Raw genomic sequence first — 19,518 nt, forward strand, 5'->3', positions numbered from 1 at the left:
AAGGCTTATTATTTAGTGTCTCAATTACATGCTCACAAAAAAATTCCTAACCCTATTTGCCCTGTTCTATGGGCCATTATTATACGGTTTCCAATTTCCCAATGATTCAATTAAAGAATCGCATAGTTTTGTAGTAAAACAGGGTTTAATCTCTTCAACAAATGGTACGCTACCGTTCTGGATGCAGGGAAATAATAGTCAGCGTTTTAAAAATGGGGAGAGAAATTTTGTTTACAGTAGTCTCTTTTTTACCAAGGACATAAGTAAAACAAATAACCTTAACTATTTCTATGGAATGGAATGGTCAGGGGTTACCTCCGACAAGGTATATGGAAGCTTAATTCAAAATTATATTGGGCTAAGTTACTCAAGCTTTATTTTTACTGTCGGCCAAAAGGAAGAACTTCTCGGTTACAACCCAGTGCTTGGCTTTGGAAATCTTGTGAATGGCAACAATTCACGTCCAATCCCGAAGTTATCCTTACAAACCCGTGATTGGTTTCCACTCATCAGATCCTTTCTTAGTGTAAAAGGATATATGGCTCACGGGTGGCTTGAAGCGGATAGGCATCAAAGTGGTGCGCTTCTTCATGAAAAGTATCTTCATTTTAAATTCAAAACAGAAAGCCTACCGATTCAGTTTAATTTCGGAATAACGCATAACGTTCAGTGGGGAGGTCAAAATCGACAGAATAACCTAAAGCAACCTACAGGGTTTTCCAATTTCATGAGAATTCTGCTCGCGAGCAAGGGTAACGATAATGCTCTTGATACAGATAAGATCAATGCCCTTGGCAACCACCTCGGCACATGGGACCTGCTATTAAAAATTACCATTAACGAAAACTGGAGTATAGAAAACTATATTCAATGGTTGTGGGAAGATGGTTCAGGATTGAAGCCAAAGAATTGGAACGCTGGGACATATGGGCTTTCTATAAACCAGATAGACGAATTGGGATTTTTAAGTAAAATAGGAGTCGAAATAGTAAATACCTCAAATCAAGGAGGCTCACTTAGTGGTCTTGGCGCTGGCCCTGATAATTTCTTAAATAACAGTGTTTATCGAAATGGATGGACCTATAATAACCAACTTATTGGGAGTCCCATTTTCCTCATTATCAACCCAGAAAACTCGCTTGGCAATACCATAAATAATGTAATAAGCGGCCTTAGTCTTTACTCTCAAGGCCACATTCGGAATTTTAAATATACGCTTTCCTTTAGGAAATTTGTAAATTCTGGAACGAAGCATATACCGCTGAATACCGCTTTAGAGCTTAGCTCAATTGCACTAAACACCTGTATTAACATCAAGAAAAGTAATCTATTAATTGGTACAGAATATAACTGGGGGAATTATGCTCCTCCACATATTAGTTTTAGGGTAGAGTTTCAGAAAGAAATTACCCTAAGCAAAAGGTAATCTAAGAGATTCTCAACAGCAAAACTAGTAAGCCAATTTTTGCCCTTTCATCAGAGCATAAATTGTGAGAAAAATAATTTTAATGTCTAATACAAAAGACCAGTTCTGAAGGTAAAACCTGTCTAGTCTCACCCTAGAATTCATTTGATAGTAATCTGTTATCTCGCCTCGAAAGCCCATGGCTTGCGCCAAGCCCGTAACCCCCGGCTTATAAGCGTGTCGCTTAGCATACTTTTCTATTTTACTTTCATAAGCTTTGTTAAGAGAAAGTGGGTGGGGCCTTGGACCCACAATTGACATATTACCAATCAATACATTGAAGAATTGCGGAAACTCGTCCAAGCTTGTTTTTCGTAAAAAAGTACCAAACCTTGTTATCCTTGGATCATTCTTACTGGCCCAAACAAAATCAGATTCATTGTTCTTCACCATGGTCCTGAATTTATAACAGTAAAATGGTGTATTTCCTTTACCATGCCTAAGCTGTTTAAACAGAATTGGCCCTTTGGATTCTAATTTTATAATCAAGCCAAAGACGGGGTACATCCAACTTAGAAAAAACACGAAAATCAGAAAAGCAAATACCACATCAAAAGCACGCTTCACAAAAGTATTTACCTTGGCATCTAGCGGTAAGTTATTAACATCAATTACTGGTACCGCATCATATCTTCGAAGCACAAAGTTCTTAATTGCTTCGGTTTTGAATTCTGGCAAGAGTTTTACTCTTTTTAAACTACTCTCTCCAATTTCAATTGCCCTCTCCAATACATACTTGGGAGCTCTCTCACTCACATAGATATGATCTATATTGTCAAGGTTTGCCTTCAGAAAATCTTTGAAGTCTCCCAAATATGAATACTCCTGATTGTTGCCATTCACATCTCCATAAAACCCAAGACATCTTATCCCGTAGTGACTTTTTCTTTTAAGTGTCTCGAATAGCTTAGTCCCTAGGTCATCATTACCTAGTATAACTGCATACCTGATATTACCACCAAATTCCCTATACTTATCTAGCACAAGATGAACTGAAACCCTATAAATGGTTAGCCATAGAAAGAGAAGTAGAACTAAAGTGGTCAAAAAATGACGTTCCAGAGATTCAGATTCAGAAAACAACCAAAAAATTGAAATAACAGAAATGAAAATGAATACGCTAAAAAAGGCCTTTTTGAATGTGGTGTAGTAACTAACTGCTCTGCCTATTTTATAATCTTTATTCAGGTATGATATAATGGGCCAAGTAGATAAATAAATTGTCAACAATAAGAGGTAAGGCTTACTAACAACAAACTGACCCTCAGCCACATACACTGAACTAAAGAAAATAATTGTTAAAACAATCATTTCCCCTAACACAAATAAATACGGAAAGTATCTGTTAAACCTTTTTCTCACCACTTGAGAATTATTTTTATTTCAATTATATCACAAAAAAAATATTGCCACAAAGATATTAAAACAAGCCAAACCTTTCACATGTTGTACGCTGAATTAATAATTTGACAATTTGTATCGGACAGACAGTTCAAACCCAACAGCCTGATACAGTTGACCAAAATCGTTTGCAAGCCTTATATTCAATGACAATGGCTTTAAGTCAAACACTTGTTTATAATCAACTTCTATTGAAGTGTACCATTGTTTTTTAGCTGGTAGAAAAACATATTCAAAATTAGGGTCTCTGTCTATTCCCCCCCAATTGAATCTGCCCTCATACAACCCCGCATAAGTACCAAAGTTTTTTGAGTATGTCAATAGCCCTTTATAGGTAATTTTAGAAGTAAAGCGCCCCTCAATCCCTATATGGAGCGCTGATAATCTATTATTCGCAATAGCCACACCGTAATCTGGATAAGGTTCAAGAAAGTTAAGAGTACGCTTGTAAGTTAAAATCAATGGGTTTCCAATTACTTGATCATGGTATGTCCAACCCGAACGATACAAATAATTATTGTAGATGTCATCTCTTTCACCAAATTCATTGTTCCGATTTTGCTCTTCGGTTTGGATATCATCTGTAGGATCTGGAAGTCCACGCCCACTCTGCCACTTTGTTCTTACCACCTCGATATAAAACTTATTTACCAAAGATTCATTCTCTGGCAAAACCCACTCCAACCCAATTAAAAAATCCTTAAAACTTATGAATTGGATACTACCGGCATCTTCAAACGGCTTTTGATAATTTAGACTCAGTGTATGAGCTCCTAATCTTTTTTTGAAGATGAACTCTGTTAAACCAAGATGATTACCAATGGCATTTCCCTCGCCAGCGCTTGTGCCATCTGGATTATGAATGCCCCTTCCCATAAACACTCTGAAATAATTGTTTAAACTACTCGGCTGTTTATCACCTTGTGGTGAGACGCCCCCATACTGAGCAAAATGTACAATCCCCGATGAAATTTGCAAACCAATTAAGTCGTCTAAATCAATCATCCCATAAAAGGTCTTACCATGTAAAAGCGCCTTTGAAATGTATCTATCTTTCTCCATCCACCTTTGACTCAAAGAACCTCTAAACTTCAAATAATGATGCGTGAAAGGAACGGACTTGTACTCATTCAAGCTAATTTCAAGCATTGGAATTGGTAGTGCATTTTCACTCAACGCCAATGACCCAGATGATAGATCAGCGTGTAATCCGCCATAAGTTTTTTTGATTCTTCCAGCGTTAAATTCCCAGTCTTTAAATTTCGCACCTAAATAAAGCGTTGATAATCTTTCGTTTCTAAAACTCAAGCCTGAAGAAAGCGTCCAAGAATCGCTAATTATTCTTTTATACTGTAGCTCCCCTTTCAGAAAGACAGGCGCATCACCGTCAACTTCTCCATACTGGTTATTAACAAGGTAAAAAGGAGCAAAGCTCTTGGAGGAAATAAGAGTTCCTGATTGAATTTCCAGGTCTAGCGTGTCAAGTTTAGCGGAAACATCCTGAGCTAGCGTCACTTTATAAAGAATCAGGAATATGCCAAATAAAAAGAGTCTCAATACAATTAAATTTAATCCTTCAAATATATCAAATCCCATATGTATTTCTGTAGTCAATCTTTACTTAAAAAACTGCCCTATTCATTAAATGAGTATGAAAAGCTTACAGCTTCAGAGTCTACCTCGAGTATTATTGTTCTCTCTTTTACTTTACTCCGTATATTTCACAGCTTTTCTTAATTATTCAGAATAAGTTTCCCATTTTTGATAGTTCCTTATCAATTGTGAACCTGCGTTTTCTAATTAAATGAATAGAAAGTCCCTCAACTATATCTTTTGCGCTTTTGCTTTGCTCTGTTTTTCGTGCGAGGACATTGTACCCGAGGAAGAGCTTATTTATTTCAACGACTTCGATAATGGGGACTATCCAGGCATTTCTGGCGTGAAGATATCAAACTTTGATGGCGATGTTGTTATGGGTAACTTCAATAATAGTGGATTTCAGCTTTCATTAGATGATTTACCAGATCATGAATATATAAGAGTTTCCTTCGATCTATATATTCACGATTCTTGGGATGGAAATACAAACGAAACAAACCCTTTGGGGGAAGACCATGACGCTTGGTTATTAGAATTTGATCCAAATGAAAACCTAAAGTCATCTGAAAAAATATATTTTGAAACTACATTTTCGAATGGGCTCTGTATACCCGGTTTCTGCTATAGCCAATCGTACCCGCGTGAGTTCCCCTTTCCAAATAACTCAAAACTAGAGGCTTTTTCAACCAGTCTTCCTGGTCTATGCGCATGGAAAGATTCTCCAAATGGAACATCTCTTTACAAGTTTGACAAAGTCTTTCTACATAAAAGAAATAGTACAACTATAAGTTTTTATGATAGATTAGTACAACCAAATTCCGACAATCCATTATGTGATGAAAGCTGGTCTTTAGACAATTTATCTATAAGCGTTTTTAAGAAAAGATGAAAAAAATAATATTGTTAATCTATACTTTCTTACTTTTTGGCGGCCAATTATTTGCCCAAACGATCCCTTTGGGGTCAGCGGTTGTCCAAGATTATTTAAGAAGGCAGCAGTTACTTGGAAATCTTGATTCTTCATTTTCATTTAATTATCGACCAGTAGTCTTTGGAGGGAACGGTCTTAAGATCGACTCCTTAGTATTTGATACCGATAACTACTTTAAAACCATAGCTCGTTTTGATGGCAACAAGGGCAGCTTGAAGATTTTGCCCTTGGATTTTAGGCTAGCCTATGATAGCGATCATCCCGACAGCAGAAATGACGGAGCAATGATTCGCTCAAGAGGATTACAAACCTATTTAAGTGCGGGGATATATTCAGAATGGGGTCCCCTTACAATTCAGTTGAAACCAGAATTAATATTTGCAGAAAATAATAGATACCAAGGTTTCCCATTTAAGCCTCGCCATTTTGAGAGTACATGGCAATCTAGATATGTATTTTTTAATCGGATAGATGAACCTGAACGTTATGGAGATGGCAATTATACACAAGCCACAGTTGGCCAGTCAAGTATACGGCTAAATCAATGGGGACTATCATTAGGTCTGTCCACCGAAAACATTTGGTGGGGGCCGGCCATACGTAATAGCTTAATGATGAGTAATAATGCTCAGGGATTTCCGCACATAACCTTTAACACTCAGCGACCAATTGAAACTTTCATTGGCTCATTTGAAGGACAAATATTGACGGGGCAACTTAAAGCGTCTGGATTCAACCCTCCCTACTATGATTCCCTGTTTAGCGGACAAGTACAGTTTGCCCCAAAACCGAATGATTGGCGTTATTTTCAGGCAATAAGTTTCTCTTATTCCCCAAAATGGATTCAAGGGCTTTCATTTGGTGTGACAAGGTGGGTTCAGCAGTATTACGCAAATGCCAAAGCGGGAAAAGACTATTTTCCTGCAGTTTCAGGCATATTTAGAGGGAAAGACCCTAACGAATTTGGGTCTGAGTTAAGACAGGATGAGGCAGCAAGCCTTTTTGGGAGATGGGTCTGGTTTGATTCTAAAGCCGAAGTATACTTTGAATTTGGAAAAAATGATGCTGCAATTAACTTAAGAGATTTATTAGTTGACTCCGATCACTCAAGAGCTCTAACCATAGGCTTCAGTAAGCTATTTCCAACAGCCAAGAAAGATGAGTTTTACCAATTCAATTTTGAATTAACACAAATGTCACAAACGGAGAGCAGATTTTTTAGGAATGCTTTATCGTGGTATATCCATGGCGTTGTTCGGGATGGATATACCAATAACGGAGAAGTTCTTGGCTCAGCCTTAGGCCCAGGCGGTAATGCACAATACCTCGAAGTTTCGTGGCTGAAAGGTTTAAAGCGGATTGGCGGAGCCGTTGAAAGATATGTTCATAATAACGACTTTGCTACTTTCACTTTCTCGGGTGATTTCACAAGGTATTGGGTTGATTATAACCTACATGGTTTTGTTGAATGGCAATTTGACAAATTATTCCTAAGAGGTTCCTTATTCTACACTAAGTCGCTGAACTATCAGTGGGAAGTTATATTTGACCCTAATGCTACTCCATATCCTTACTATCCGGGGAAAGATCGAGATAACTTCAATTTAGATATCAACTTAGCTTACACTTTTTAAGAAGGCATTCTCAGCACCCATGAATCATGTATTTCCTGAAAGGTAGTTCTAAGGTCCTTGGTGATATTCCAATTTGGATAATGATCTTTCATTTTACTCAGATCCGATATGTAGCAAATATGATCACCTGAACGGTTCTGTTCAGAATACTTATACTTCATTGGTTTCCCCGAAATTTCAGAGATCAAATCAAAAGCTTCAAGAATTGAGACAGAGTTTGATCGTCCACCACCCAAATTATACACTTCCCCTACCCTCGGATTCATCAAAAACTCTTCAATAAACCTTGCCACATCAAACGAGTGTATATTGTCACGCACCTGTTTTCCTTTGTATCCAAAGATTGTATACTCTCTTTCTATTAAATTACACTTGATTAGATAACTAAGAAAACCGTGCAATTCAACACCACTGTGGTTTGGGCCGGTTAAACAGCCTCCTCGTAGGCAGCAAGTAGGCATGTTAAAATATCTTCCATATTCCTGAACCATCACATCCCCAGCCACCTTTGAGGCCCCAAAAATGGAATGCTTTGATTGGTCAATAGTAAAGCTCTCCTTTATACCATTATAATACTCTTCGTCCGTATAATCCCATCTCTTTTCATGCTCAGTAAGGTTAAGGCTGTTTGGCGCATCACCGTATACTTTATTTGTTGACATATGAACGAAGGGTACATTAGTAGAAACTCTTCTGAGTCCTTCCAAAAGATTTAAGGTGCCCACAGCATTAACATCAAAATCATCAAAGGGCCTCGAAGCCGCCAAATCATGACTAGGTTGTGCAGCTGCATGAACAATTGCATCAGGTTTGACTTTCTGTAAAAAGTCACCTACTTCAGCTCTATTCCTAATATCAATTACATGATGGGTATAATTAGGGTACAGTTCTTCCAGTCTTTTAGCATTCCATTGAGTATCACCTGCACTGCCGAAAAAATCGGCCCTCATATTATTGTCTATTCCAATAACCTCCCAATTTCTTTGGGCAAAGAAACTCACAACCTCACTGCCAATTAAGCCCGCAGATCCCGTTACTAGTAATCGATTCATAATGTATGATTAAATTCTTTTCAAAGAGACCAGACTAATAAGGCCGCCTTAAAAAATACCTATGTTTAATAAATTTGAATATAAAATGACTATTTGTTATAAAATACCTTTTTGCTAACCTTTTTGGCTCCTGAATTAGCCTATAGAGCCATTCAAGACCATTTTTCTGCACCCAACTAGGCGCCTGCTTTACCGTTCCGGCATGGAAGTCAAAAGCAGCACCAACTGCCATCATAGCGGCATACACCCTACCTTTGTGGTTAGCCACCCAGTACTCTTGTCTTGGGCAACCTCGTCCAACAAGTACTATGTTTGCCCCACTACTATTTATCTTTTCAACATCTTCAAAATCTTCCTCTGCAGTTGCCTCTCTAAATCTATCGATATGTACACCGCATATATCCACACTTGGGTAGTCTCTTTCGATAAACTCTTGAAATTTAGATAGGGTACGCTCCGTACTTCCGTAAAGGTAAACTTTCAAACTCTTTTCGTTTGCTTTTTTCAGTACCCAGAGCGTAAGCTCAGGGCCATAAACTCTATCCTGCATTCCAAGTTTATAGAAACTATTGAGCGCCCACCTCACAGGTTGGCCATCTGGAACTATTAAATCAATATTATTTATCACTTGCCCCAATTGAGAATCGGTAATGCTAGTCATTAAGCCATGCACAGCAAGGGCAGAAACACCGAAACTACATCTTTGAATACCATTTTCCACAATGATTTCTGAAGCAAGCTCATAATCCACATTAGCATATTCGGGCACAAATAATCTATACTTCTTAAACGGTTGGCTCATCTAGGTTTTATCTCAATTACGTTAACGGTATAAAATCATGCAGCTCCTAATTCGTTTGGTTAAGAATCGTAGATGCTGCATTCAAAACCGTTTTTACGTCAATACTATTCATATTCTGAAATTGGTATGGCAAGTTATATAAATCTCCATATTCAAAAGCTTGATTTGAGAAAACAGCTACTTGGCCAGGGTTTAGAGAGTACCTTGGGTTTGTAGGGCCGTAAAGAATAACCGATGGTATATTAAATACCGAAGCCGCTTGTTCGGCAAAAGAGTTTACCCCGATTAGCAGTTTGGCATACTTTACCAAGAGTAAGCTTTCATAAATGTTAGTTTTACCCCTGAAGTCTACTACCCCTTCTATAGGGGCATTGTCTTGTGTGCCAATGTGATAAACACAATAACCCAAAACCTTGAGCCCTTCAACAAGGCGTAACCATTTACTTTGATCCCAATTTTTCTCTTGAAACCAAGCACCTGCTCCTGATTGAATAACGAGGTACTTTTTATTCTCAACATGATCTCTTATAAAGTCTTTATATTCTCTCTCATCAATAGAAATTGCATGCTTACTTTTATGCTCGTTCAATACACCTGCAACTTCCTCCATTATGAGCCTACAATGAAGTGGTTTTCTGATTGTCCAAGGGAAAAAGTCATAGTGGCTATAACTCAACCAAATCACTGGAAAAGTTAAACGTGAATGCACGGAAAACTGTACATTATCAAACACCTCAGGGAATCCTGAACTTACCGAAATTTTTGCTTTCGGGTATTTATATTGAATAGCCTTTACCACTGATGAAGCCATAATAGCATCTCCAAACCCACCATCTCGAATAATAGTTAGGTTCTGGTTATTAAAAAATTTCAGAAAGAACAATGAGAGTTTAGTAATGAAGTACTTTCTTACAGCAGAAAAATGTTCTCTAATACTATATGCTCTATTCGTTCTCACGCTTATTTATGATAATACTTGATACTTCTTATTCCTTTGATAAATGGTTTCCGCATAACCAATAAACCACCATGAGATTAATGACACATATATATATGCTTCAGCGTTAGCTGTAAATAAAGGCAATAGTAATCCGAATTTGACCGAAGCCGCAACGAAGGGGATGACTGCTTCTTGTCGGCTTCTTGATAAGCGGAAAGCTCTCCAAGAGTCACGTATACCGAAAAAGAGCATTCCTATATAAATTAATGCACCAAGAAAGCCAAGCTGAACACCATAAATCAAGTATTGATTCTCACCACCTACAATCAAACTTTCTTCAACTCCACCAGCATTACCGCTCATTGCCAACCCAATACCCATTGGGTTTGACAACATACTCTCCACTGCTTTTAGCCAATCCACAATATGAGTCAAACTGGAAGAGTTTTGAAATGTAAGTGTATCGATAACAAAATATCGGACTTCATCAGCCGCAAAAAAAGAAATATATAAAACTATACAAACCGCAACGGCAATGGCTGCTTTCAAAATCTTATAATACCTCATTAAAAAGGCTATAAATATGAGCATTAAAAAAAAAGCTACAAATGAAGCTCTAGAATATGCGAGTAAAACACAAATAAATGAACAAGCTAGAATTACAAAGTATTTACTCTTGTTTGTTTTATATGGAACTGAAAGCAAATAAATAGTACTCAAGGCAACTGAAATGAGCATAGAGGATGAAAGCTCCAATGGGTTCGCGAAAAATGAGCCATACCTTGGTCGCCCACCCTCTGCCTCAAAGGTCCAATTAAGACCATACGTACCAACGGGTTCAAAATCCTTCAAATGTAAATTATACTTGGCATAGCCTACTAAAGTATGAAAATGAGTACTAAAAACCCTTTCCAAAATAATCAGCCCACATGCTAAAACAGTCATGATAAATATGACGTTGAAAACTCTATCCCAATACTTAAAGTCAATCTTGATCTGACGACCAAAAAAGTAAAATATCCCTATTAACAAGATATTTTTTAAATAGACGGCTTTATTGGTAAATGTGGCTTCGCCAACACCCAATACAAAGAAGATAAAAGAGAGCACAAGAAAGGAAAGAAAAAGGCCATCCAAAAAAGATATTTCCCACTTCCTATTTAGCATGTTTCTTTGGCCAGATATCCATACACCAAGAGCTCCAAAGATTACAATCTCTTTAGAGTATTGAATCAAATTAACTAAAATAGGCAATTCAAAAGCATCGTAATTAAAGGTTAAAAAAAGCGCATAAATAGGGAAAAAGATTACGGAAAAAAGTAGCACATATTCAAACTTCCCCCTAAGGACAGCATCGAGCACATAGAAAAATAATATGGAATAAAGTATTAAAAGAAAAGTAGCAACGATAGTCATTCGGTTATTTTATCATTAAGTCAACTAAACGAGTGATCGAGAGCTTAATACTTCAGCATAAAGGTTTATCAAGTTTTCATACCCTTTTTCTTCGGTATAATTTTCTTTATAATCTAGATATGCCCGTTCTCCCAATTGGTTTACCAATGCGGAGTTCTCTTCCATCTTATTAATGGCATCTATCAACCCACTTTCAATTTCATATTTAAGGCCATTAACCCCATCATTAATCATGGAAGCCATGGCCCCTCTATTTCTCGAAATTACCGGTTTTTTTAATGAAAAAGCCTCAAGAATAACCATTGGCATTCCTTCATAATATTTAGAAGGGAAAATGACAGCTTTACACTTTCTCATATTTTCCAAAACAACATCTCGGTTTCTTTCCCCTAAGTGTTTAACATTCTTAAAATCACGGAATATCTCTGGATTATCCGATTTACCAATAAGAATGAATTTGGAATGTGTATTTCTTCTAAACAAATAAAGTAAATCCTGAAGTCCTTTTGAATCATTTAGTCTACCAACAAATAGGAAAAAATCTTCCCGAACAGTCACCAAATTATTCTCAGCCAGAAAATTGGGTTTGACCACAACTTTGTCTTTCAAGGTATCCCCAAAAACTTTCTCTTTCTGAAACTCGGTCAAGCATACGTATCGATCAATCAGATTATCCCAAGTTCCTTTATTTCTATGATATTGGATTACATGAGCCTGAGCGGCAGTTGCAAAATATGAGTTTCTATAACACTTAAATTTAATAGAGTTATAAAGGCTCTTATTTAAACACTTTTCACACACCTCCCCATTACGAAATAGAAGGCTATTAGTACATACCATTTTGTAGTTATGTAAGGTCTGAACAACTGGTACATTTTTAGACTTACAAACTTCATAGACAATAGGTGTAATCAAAGGAAATGTATTATGTACATGACAAATATCCGGCTTCTCCTTTTCAATAAATTCTTCTAATTCCTTCCCAATGGATTTTGAAGAGTGAAGAGAACTCAATATTTTGATCTTATCTAATTTTGAATATTTATCCAAATCAGAGTTATCCTTAATAAACTGAATTACACAATGGCCATGACGGTCCAGTATTTTTTTCTCTTCCTCAACAACGGTTTCCTCACCCGTCTTTCCTTTATATATATTGTGAACCTGGAGAATTTTCATTGAACCTAGCTTAGTTGACAATAGTTAGTATGATTAAAAAATTATTAATTTTTGATAATGACAAACCGTTTCAAAGTCAATTGAATGATGACTACTTGGTTAAGCCATCGCGCAAACCTCTAACCACAAACTTTAGGTAAATAAATCTCCCATGCAAAACAAAGTACGCAATATACCCACAAATCTTTAGTCCTTGGCTGAGCCAAGAGGCAATTTTACGGACCCTTTTTTCATAGTTGTTCACAGAGAACGAGTGACAGGCAAAATTCTCATTTAGGATACTATTGATAAAAAATCTATATTTTTGATGATTCATAGATAAACAGCAAGAGCAGGCAAATATGACAAAAAATCACGGTTATTTAGAGTTTCCTGATATTCACAGATATTCAGTTTCAGAAGGTCTATCTGAAGAAGTTTTAGTGGCAGCCTTCAAGGTTGAAGAACACTATCACCGACTCTTGCTTAATGAAAAGAATTTTGACAAACGAGTAAAATTATATGATGAATTCTATTCTAAGCTTATTCCTATTTATGGTAGAGATACTAGTTTAATTGATGGAATAAACGACAAGGATAAATACGTAAAGTTATTCGCAAAAGAACTGGAGAATGCTTCGGTTGTCGACTACGGGAGTGGTCAGGGATATATGCTTCAAAGTATAGAGAGACACCTAAAAACCAAAAGCCTTACTGGAATAGATGTGGTAATTCCTGAAAGTCTCAAGTCTCATAAAACAATCCGTTTTATAGAGTCTAATATTATTAATTATGAATTTGATGAAAAGTTTGATGTTGCGTTTTCCGATAATGTCTTAGAACATCTTGTTCCAGAGGATGCTGATATTCATCTGAAAAACATATTCAATCATTTGAAACCCAATGGAAAGTTAATAATAATAATGCCTAACAGACTCTTCGGTCCCTGGGATGTTACTCGCATTAAGGATTTTTCTCAGTCAGGAAAACTGACCGCAGAAGGAGGTCATGTAAATGAATCTACACATACCGAAATGGCAAACCAACTTAAAAAGATTGGGTTCAGAGAGGTCTCAACAATTTTACCAATTCCAAAGCTTAAATATTCTCTTTTCAAAAAAGTGAGGATAAAAACTCACTGGGTAGAAGCAATAGAGAATAACCCTATCCTACTAAGAATATTTAGAAGCATCAAGGTATATGGCGTATGTCAACTAAAGCTTCCGGTAACTTTGATTGCACAAAAATAGCTTCAAGAAAAGAATCTATTTATTGAAGCTTAATTTATAATATGATTAACCTCATTTTATTAACCCATCCTTAAACCCTTTCAGGGCAGACCTTAGCTTGTTAAACCGACCTCTGAAAATAAAGTAAGCCGAATAGCCAGCCAGTTTGAAAAATTGATAACCCCAAGCGCCTACGGGGTTAAAGTAATCCTTGTGTTTTCTAACCAAAAACAAATGATTTCTAGCATGAAGGTAATGCATAAAAGGCGATAGAAACCCTTCCTTCTGCTTGGTATCACTTTTTAAAGAGGCCATGGAAAGATGAAAGATTACACTTTCTGGAGCCACCTTTAACTCATAACCTGCTTTGCGCATTCGAATGGACCAATCTACATCTTCATGGTATGCAAAGAATTTATTATCCAAAGCACCAATCTGGCGGATAACCGAAGACCGAGCTAAAATACAACAGCCTGTGATCCAATCCGTGTCTAATTTAATGCTTGACCTTACCGTGTCTAGCTCTTGATATAAAAAGCGTGTTTTCGACAAACCAAAGAATCGATCAGTATCTCCACCTGCACTCCATATAAAGTCTTTCCGATTCAATTCTAAGATCAACGGCTGAACTGCAGCCACTTTAACATTACCCTCTAGGGTCAAAAGCAATGGTTCTAAAAAGCTTTCCGTAACTTCAGTATCGTTATTAAGAAGCATAATGTACTCGAATCCAGCATCCAAAGCCCGTGTTATTGCTACGTTGTTGCCTCCAGTAAAACCCAGGTTCTCTATGTTCTGAATAAAGGTAACTTCTTTAAACCTCTCTCTAAGTCTAGGTCCCGAATTATCTGCTGAAGCATTGTCTACCAAAAAAATATTTATGCTTGGGAAACCCGTATCCTCTAAACTACTAATGCATCGAACCGTAAGGTCATAGGCATTCCAGTTAACCAAAATGATTGCAATTTTATTTATCCCCATCATTACTCAACACACAATACCTCTTTAATAAATAATAATGCACTGCAAAACTTAACACCTCTGAAAGAAGTAGTGCCACAGCCAGCCCATAGCCCCCAAAGTAATAACTACCCAACATTGCAATAACAAGCATAAAAACTGCCGTTACCCAGGTGGCTTTGGCCAAAATTTCTTTCCTTTCTGCTACTAAAATTTTTATCATGTTGGCAACGTTCAACATTCCAAAAAACGGAATAAAGCATAATATCCTTAACACATTGGCACTATAATCAACATACTCACCACCTAAAATTCGGATGATATATGAAGAAGTAATTGCGAACCCCAGTCCAACAGCAAAGGTTAATGCCAGACCACTTTTATAAGCTTTAGATAAATACTCATTAAAATCAGACTCATTTTCATGATAAAGTCGTGAAGCACTTTGCAGAATAGACTGGGTTAAAAAAACGGGAATCATTCTTAATAAAAAAGCTACTCGTTGCGCTAAGTTATACCTTCCTAGTTCTACTTCCGAAACAAAATTACTTAGAATAATATAACCTCCATGAACTGAAAGGTGTCCGCCAATGGTTGAAAGGAAAAACTGAAAATTCTCCTTTATCCTTATAAATACCTTTGCAGCGTTGACCCAATAAAACCTGAGCCCCCACTTTTTGTAGACGAACACTAATAAACCGAAATTGACAATGACGGAAGAAGCTCCGAATAAAAAATTAACCCATTTAGCGTCACTGCCTTCTTTCACTACTATGACTACGGCAATTAAATAAAACAGCTTAGATATGGCATTGGCAATTGAAACTAAAGAAAGCTTGTCGAGCCCCTGCAAAATAAACATCGGAAATAAGGCTTCCCCTAGTAAAATCACCAATGAAAGAGAAAGTATTGAGGAATAATCAGGAAAAAAATTGAACCCATAAATAGCAATTAATATCAACAAACTGAGCACGACAGAAAGCATCAGCTTGGTGACTATAATCTCATTTACCAACTCTTGCTGTTTATCGGTATCACCTAAGGTTAATGCTAGCCGCTTTGGCCCGTTTAAATGGAAACCGTAATTGACAAGGACACTTAAGAACATTACAACTGTAAGCCCTAAACCGACTAAGCCGAATTGGCCTTCCCCTAAGTTTTGGTACAGTAATGGTGTGATAACAACTGCTACAAGGACATTTACTCCTTGGTTTAGCGACAAGTGAAAGAAGTTAGCGAAAGAAACGCTCTTGATTATTTTTCTAACCTCTTTGATAACTATTGGGGCTCTTGATTAAGATTATGTAAGAGTTATATCAATCTTCTTGACTCATAACAGATGTATAAATCCGCATTAAAGTAAAGTAACTCACCATTAGCAGTCCACCTAAAATCAACCCAATCACCAAGGCTTTATACCACTTCATATGGTCGTCTTCTAGGGGCAAAACAGGCTTATCTATTCCCTGTATCAGAGGTGTATTATTTCGATTAGAGATTTTAGCAATTTCTAAATTTTTAACAATCTCCTCATATACAGCCGATGAAGCCTGAACATCTATCATTATTTTTTGTCTTGGCACATATGCCGTAGACTTCAAAGAATTAAGGTAAGGGTTACGTTCATCAAACTGAGCTAAATCACTTAAGGACTGATCTAAAACCTTTTTAACGCTATCTGCCTGATAGGCCAATACTCTTAAGTTTTCACTGGTCTTTTTTGTTTTCGCTGCTTTATAAAACTCGTTTACATGCTGAACTAAAGTTTCATTAAACTTTTTAGAAAACAACTCATTATTAGAGGTATATGCTACGCTTAATATAGTAAGCTTTCGGCTAGGCTTTGAAACGACAAGGTTTCTTTTTCTAATATCTTTTACCACTTCCTTCAAAACACTATCATGCCTCACAATCATATTGTCTTTAGGCATCTCAAAATTGACACCCGCTTTTGCCCACTTTTTGTCCAGTTTGTTTTCACGGCCATACCAAGTTATGAGTCTTTCAACACCCATTTCCGATTCACTTTTTGTCAAAAGCGTCTCCTTCATCATGGTGTATGACATGTAAAGCTCCGTAATATTATCCAGCTGAAAAAGGCTACTCTCACCTCCTAATGAGGAACCAACATTAACTCCAGCCAAAGAAGCCAGAGAAGATAGCTGTCCTAAACCTCCACCAGATTCATCCTCAAGTGTAAATGTTGTTTCAGCCTTATAATTTGTTTTTCTAACCAACTGATAAGTGAAGAATAACCCCCCAATAACAATGGCACCAACAATAATTTTTGCCCATGCGCTGAACATAGCTTTTGCCCATGCCTGAAAATTGCGTATAAGGCCAGCAATAGATATTCGCTCTTCATTAATATGGTGATGTTCACTCATTTTCCAGAAAAATTGATTTGACTAATAAGAAGGGCTAAAGTGGCTAAACCGCTAGTGATACCAACAACCTCAGAAATAGCAAATGGTAATTTAAGTGGCTTGGAAGGTACAATAATTTCAGCACCCGGAGATACACGAGGATAAAATTTGAAAAACAAGAATTTTTTTGTCTTCGCTACTTTCCCATTGGCGTAAATCACATGCGTGTTTTTACGCTGAGCTCTGTTGCCAAAGCCTCCAGCCAAGTTGATAAAGTGCTTGACGCTTCTATTGGGCTCATAAACCACTGTGGTAGGATAAAGCACTCTACCTCTTAACCTCACAGTTTCTTGCTGTTTCGGAAGAACAAGCACATCGCCCTCCTCAAGGATAAGGTCAAATTTAGATTTCGGATTTTCAATAATTTTCTTCAGATCGATTCCAATAGCATCAGAGTTACCAAGTTGTACATCTCCAAAAAGCGCATTGCGTTGGACAATTTCTCTGAGTCTTTCCTTTTTCGCGTAGAATGGATCTCCTTCAGTGTCTAAGTTTTGTTTATCAAGCTCATCAAGTTGCTGATTAAGCCTAGCCACTTGCGCCAACTCCGATTCAGATAATGAAGGATCTCCTTCGGCATACCTGTTGAGAAGTGCTTCCAAGGCCTGAACTTTTTGTTCAATATTGCTTATCTCTGAATGGAATTCGGTTTTTCTGAGCAAAGTAGCTCCCTCTATATATGCATACTGGTTTACACCTCCTGCACGCTCTAAAAGACTTGATATTCTCTCGGTTTGATTCTTTATGGCATAGTTGCCCGGATAGGCTACCTCCCCTTCGATGGCCACAAATTTTTGAACAAAGAAATTAGGGTTCTTTCTTACAATGATATGATCAAAGGGCTGAAGTTCAAAAGTTTTATCTTCATTATTAAGTGACAGATTTCTGTCAACATCTACAACGAAAACCTCTGATACATTCCCAACTTGAGCATCACCATATCTTCGTGTGATTTCAATTTTCGATTCCGATGCTGAAGACTTAAAGCCTCCCGCCAAAATCAAGATATCTTCAATCGTCATTTGATTTGAAAATCTAAAGATCCCACCAGAATTTACCTCACCAGAAACTTCTACATAACTCTCCTCTTTCAAATCATAAATGGAAAATATTTGTACAACATCTTCACGCTGTAATTGAACATCATTTGAAGTCCCATCCATTAAGTCCTTCAAATTGATGGAAATAGTTTCTGTAGATAAATCAGGATTTGTTCTAATAATTAAAGCCCTGCTTTGACTAGCATCACCCTTCAGTCCATCAGCCTTTTCAATAAGTTGTTTGGCTGTTAGCGCTCCAGAAATTGAGTACTGTCCTGGACGGAAAACAGCCCCCTTAATTTGAACTCGATTTGAGAAGCGATCCAAGACACGTTTAACTTGATAAACATCCCCTGGCTTAGGAGTAAAAACTGCATACTGATTTTCAAAAACATCGGCAACCACCTTCTCTTTGCCCACGTTCCTAACTACACTTATTTGTTCTGAAAAAGCATTCTCGCTAAATCCCCCCGCATACCTAATTAGATCGGAAAGGGATTCATTCTCCTTTAATTCATAAATAGCTGGTCTTTTCACGGCACCACTAACTGTAATACGGTTGGTATATGGATCAATAATAATCACATCATTACTCTGAAGCCGTATATTACTCTTGCTATCCCCTGAAATTAAAAAATCATAAGCATCAAGTTGAGCAACTAGCTTATCTTCTCTAAACACTTTGATATTCCTGAGTGTTCCATTTTCCGTCACACCACCCACGGAATACAACGCATTAAAAACTGTACTAAATGCACTCATAGTATAGTTACCTGGAATAGCAACTTCACCCGCCACTGTGATATTAATTGACCTAATTCTTCCTAAAGTAACAGAGATGAATGTTGAAGGAGATTCTCCTTCCAATTCAGTAATTACCTTGGCTAGTTTATTTTTTATCTTGGCCTCAGCAGCTTTAACATTTAGTCCCGACAAGAAAATAGGCCCAAAGTTTTCCAAAATAATACTCCCCTCAGGGTTAATTTCAGCCTGATAGTATTGTTCTGAGCTTCCATAAATATCAATAAAAATCTCATCCCCTGCTCCAAGCACATAATTTTCTGGAGTCGGAATATTCAAGCTAGACACAAAACCATTTTTTGCATTGCCATTTTGAAAAATGGCCAAACCAAAAATCTCAGAGGGTAATAAAGGCTGACTTTCAGAAATCAACGCTTCCATACTGGTTCGATTAGATCTTCCCGTTGGAGTTGATTCAGCCGTAGATACTCTGGAGCTTTGTATTTTATTCATCCTTTGACCTAGTTTTGATATTTCAGTCAATGACACCCCTTGTCCCTGTGCAGCAGCAAACAAGTCTTGTTGTGAATACCCCATTGAAGATGCCTTTTGCATCATACTTTGAATTTGTTCATCAGAAAGCTCATCCACCTTAATGGCAGTAAAATCTGGCAATGCCTGAGCCATTGCCGGCTGGTTAAAAAACAGTGTTAACAATCCCAGA

At 37.2% G+C, this 19,518-nt stretch carries 15 protein-coding genes; 4 read left to right on the plus strand and 11 right to left on the minus strand.

The genetic code is table 11. The features are described from left to right. Window positions 1-28: 28 nt before the first annotated feature. Window positions 29-1,426: a capsule assembly Wzi family protein gene (locus tag AWN68_RS06035; RefSeq protein WP_068412755.1), complete on the plus strand. Its 1,398-nt coding sequence runs from the start codon at window positions 29-31 to the stop codon at window positions 1,424-1,426. Window positions 1,427-1,450: 24 nt separating this feature from the next. On the opposite strand, the gene AWN68_RS06040 is transcribed toward AWN68_RS06035, so the two are convergent. Beyond that, window positions 1,451-2,776 carry an exopolysaccharide biosynthesis polyprenyl glycosylphosphotransferase gene (locus AWN68_RS06040; protein ID WP_068412757.1) on the minus strand — a complete coding sequence of 442 codons (1,326 nt, stop codon included), beginning with the start codon at window positions 2,774-2,776 and terminating at the stop codon, window positions 1,451-1,453. Between the two features lie 147 nt (window positions 2,777-2,923). Further along, window positions 2,924-4,423: a capsule assembly Wzi family protein gene (locus AWN68_RS06045; protein WP_157716107.1), complete on the minus strand. Its 1,500-nt coding sequence runs from the start codon at window positions 4,421-4,423 to the stop codon at window positions 2,924-2,926. Window positions 4,424-4,670: 247 nt separating this feature from the next. Between AWN68_RS06045 and AWN68_RS06050 the strand changes: the two genes are divergently transcribed. Further along, the gene (locus AWN68_RS06050; protein WP_068412760.1) at window positions 4,671-5,354 is read left to right on the plus strand and encodes a hypothetical protein; all 684 of its coding nucleotides are present in this window, start codon (window positions 4,671-4,673) and stop codon (window positions 5,352-5,354) included. After that, window positions 5,351-7,030 (plus strand): capsule assembly Wzi family protein, encoded by a 1,680-nt coding sequence (locus tag AWN68_RS06055; protein WP_068412762.1) that lies wholly within the window; start codon window positions 5,351-5,353, stop codon window positions 7,028-7,030. The genes AWN68_RS06050 and AWN68_RS06055 overlap by 4 nt, the downstream gene beginning before the upstream one ends. Here AWN68_RS06055 and AWN68_RS06060 read toward each other — a convergent pair. The 5 genes from AWN68_RS06060 to AWN68_RS06080 are packed head-to-tail and all read right to left on the minus strand — an operon-like array spanning window position 7,027 to window position 12,419. Beyond that, window positions 7,027-8,082, minus strand: a complete 1,056-nt coding sequence (locus AWN68_RS06060; RefSeq protein WP_068412764.1) for an NAD-dependent epimerase/dehydratase family protein — start codon at window positions 8,080-8,082, stop codon at window positions 7,027-7,029. The two genes, AWN68_RS06055 and AWN68_RS06060, sit on opposite strands and share 4 nt — an antisense overlap. A gap of 34 nt (window positions 8,083-8,116) precedes the next feature. Continuing rightward, window positions 8,117-8,884 (minus strand): WecB/TagA/CpsF family glycosyltransferase, encoded by a 768-nt coding sequence (locus AWN68_RS06065; RefSeq protein ID WP_068412766.1) that lies wholly within the window; start codon window positions 8,882-8,884, stop codon window positions 8,117-8,119. A 46-nt stretch (window positions 8,885-8,930) separates the two neighbouring features. Continuing rightward, on the minus strand, window positions 8,931-9,842 hold the full coding sequence (locus AWN68_RS06070) for a glycosyltransferase family 9 protein (RefSeq protein ID WP_157716108.1): 912 nt from the start codon (window positions 9,840-9,842) through the stop codon (window positions 8,931-8,933). A gap of 6 nt (window positions 9,843-9,848) precedes the next feature. After that, complete coding sequence (locus AWN68_RS06075) at window positions 9,849-11,240, minus strand: O-antigen ligase family protein (RefSeq protein ID WP_068412770.1); 1,392 nt, start codon at window positions 11,238-11,240, stop codon at window positions 9,849-9,851. A 24-nt stretch (window positions 11,241-11,264) separates the two neighbouring features. Then, a complete protein-coding gene (locus AWN68_RS06080; protein WP_068412772.1) occupies window positions 11,265-12,419 on the minus strand; it encodes a glycosyltransferase family 4 protein in 1,155 nt (384 codons plus the stop codon). A gap of 341 nt (window positions 12,420-12,760) precedes the next feature. Here AWN68_RS06080 and AWN68_RS06090 point away from each other — a divergent pair, with 341 nt between their 5' ends. After that, window positions 12,761-13,648 (plus strand): class I SAM-dependent methyltransferase, encoded by an 888-nt coding sequence (locus AWN68_RS06090; protein WP_068412780.1) that lies wholly within the window; start codon window positions 12,761-12,763, stop codon window positions 13,646-13,648. Window positions 13,649-13,699: 51 nt separating this feature from the next. Here AWN68_RS06090 and AWN68_RS06095 read toward each other — a convergent pair whose 3' ends face one another. Genes AWN68_RS06095 through AWN68_RS06110 form a run of 4 tightly spaced genes read right to left on the minus strand, consistent with a single transcriptional unit; the run spans window position 13,700 to window position 19,481 of the window. Next, entirely contained in the window at window positions 13,700-14,611 is a 912-nt protein-coding gene (locus AWN68_RS06095) for a glycosyltransferase family 2 protein (RefSeq protein WP_068412782.1), read from the minus strand. Next, window positions 14,595-15,869, minus strand: a complete 1,275-nt coding sequence (locus AWN68_RS06100; protein WP_084362777.1) for an oligosaccharide flippase family protein — start codon at window positions 15,867-15,869, stop codon at window positions 14,595-14,597. The genes AWN68_RS06095 and AWN68_RS06100 overlap by 17 nt, the downstream gene beginning before the upstream one ends. 34 nt (window positions 15,870-15,903) lie before the next feature. Beyond that, window positions 15,904-16,974 (minus strand): GumC domain-containing protein, encoded by a 1,071-nt coding sequence (locus AWN68_RS06105; RefSeq protein ID WP_068412784.1) that lies wholly within the window; start codon window positions 16,972-16,974, stop codon window positions 15,904-15,906. Continuing rightward, entirely contained in the window at window positions 16,971-19,481 is a 2,511-nt protein-coding gene (locus AWN68_RS06110) for an SLBB domain-containing protein (RefSeq protein WP_172796040.1), read from the minus strand. Before AWN68_RS06110 ends, AWN68_RS06105 begins: the two co-directional genes overlap by 4 nt. Window positions 19,482-19,518 lie beyond the last annotated feature (37 nt).

The sequence above is a fragment of the Roseivirga echinicomitans genome, assembly GCF_001592935.1.
In the GTDB taxonomy this organism is placed as follows: Bacteria; Bacteroidota; Bacteroidia; order Cytophagales; family Cyclobacteriaceae; genus Roseivirga; species Roseivirga echinicomitans.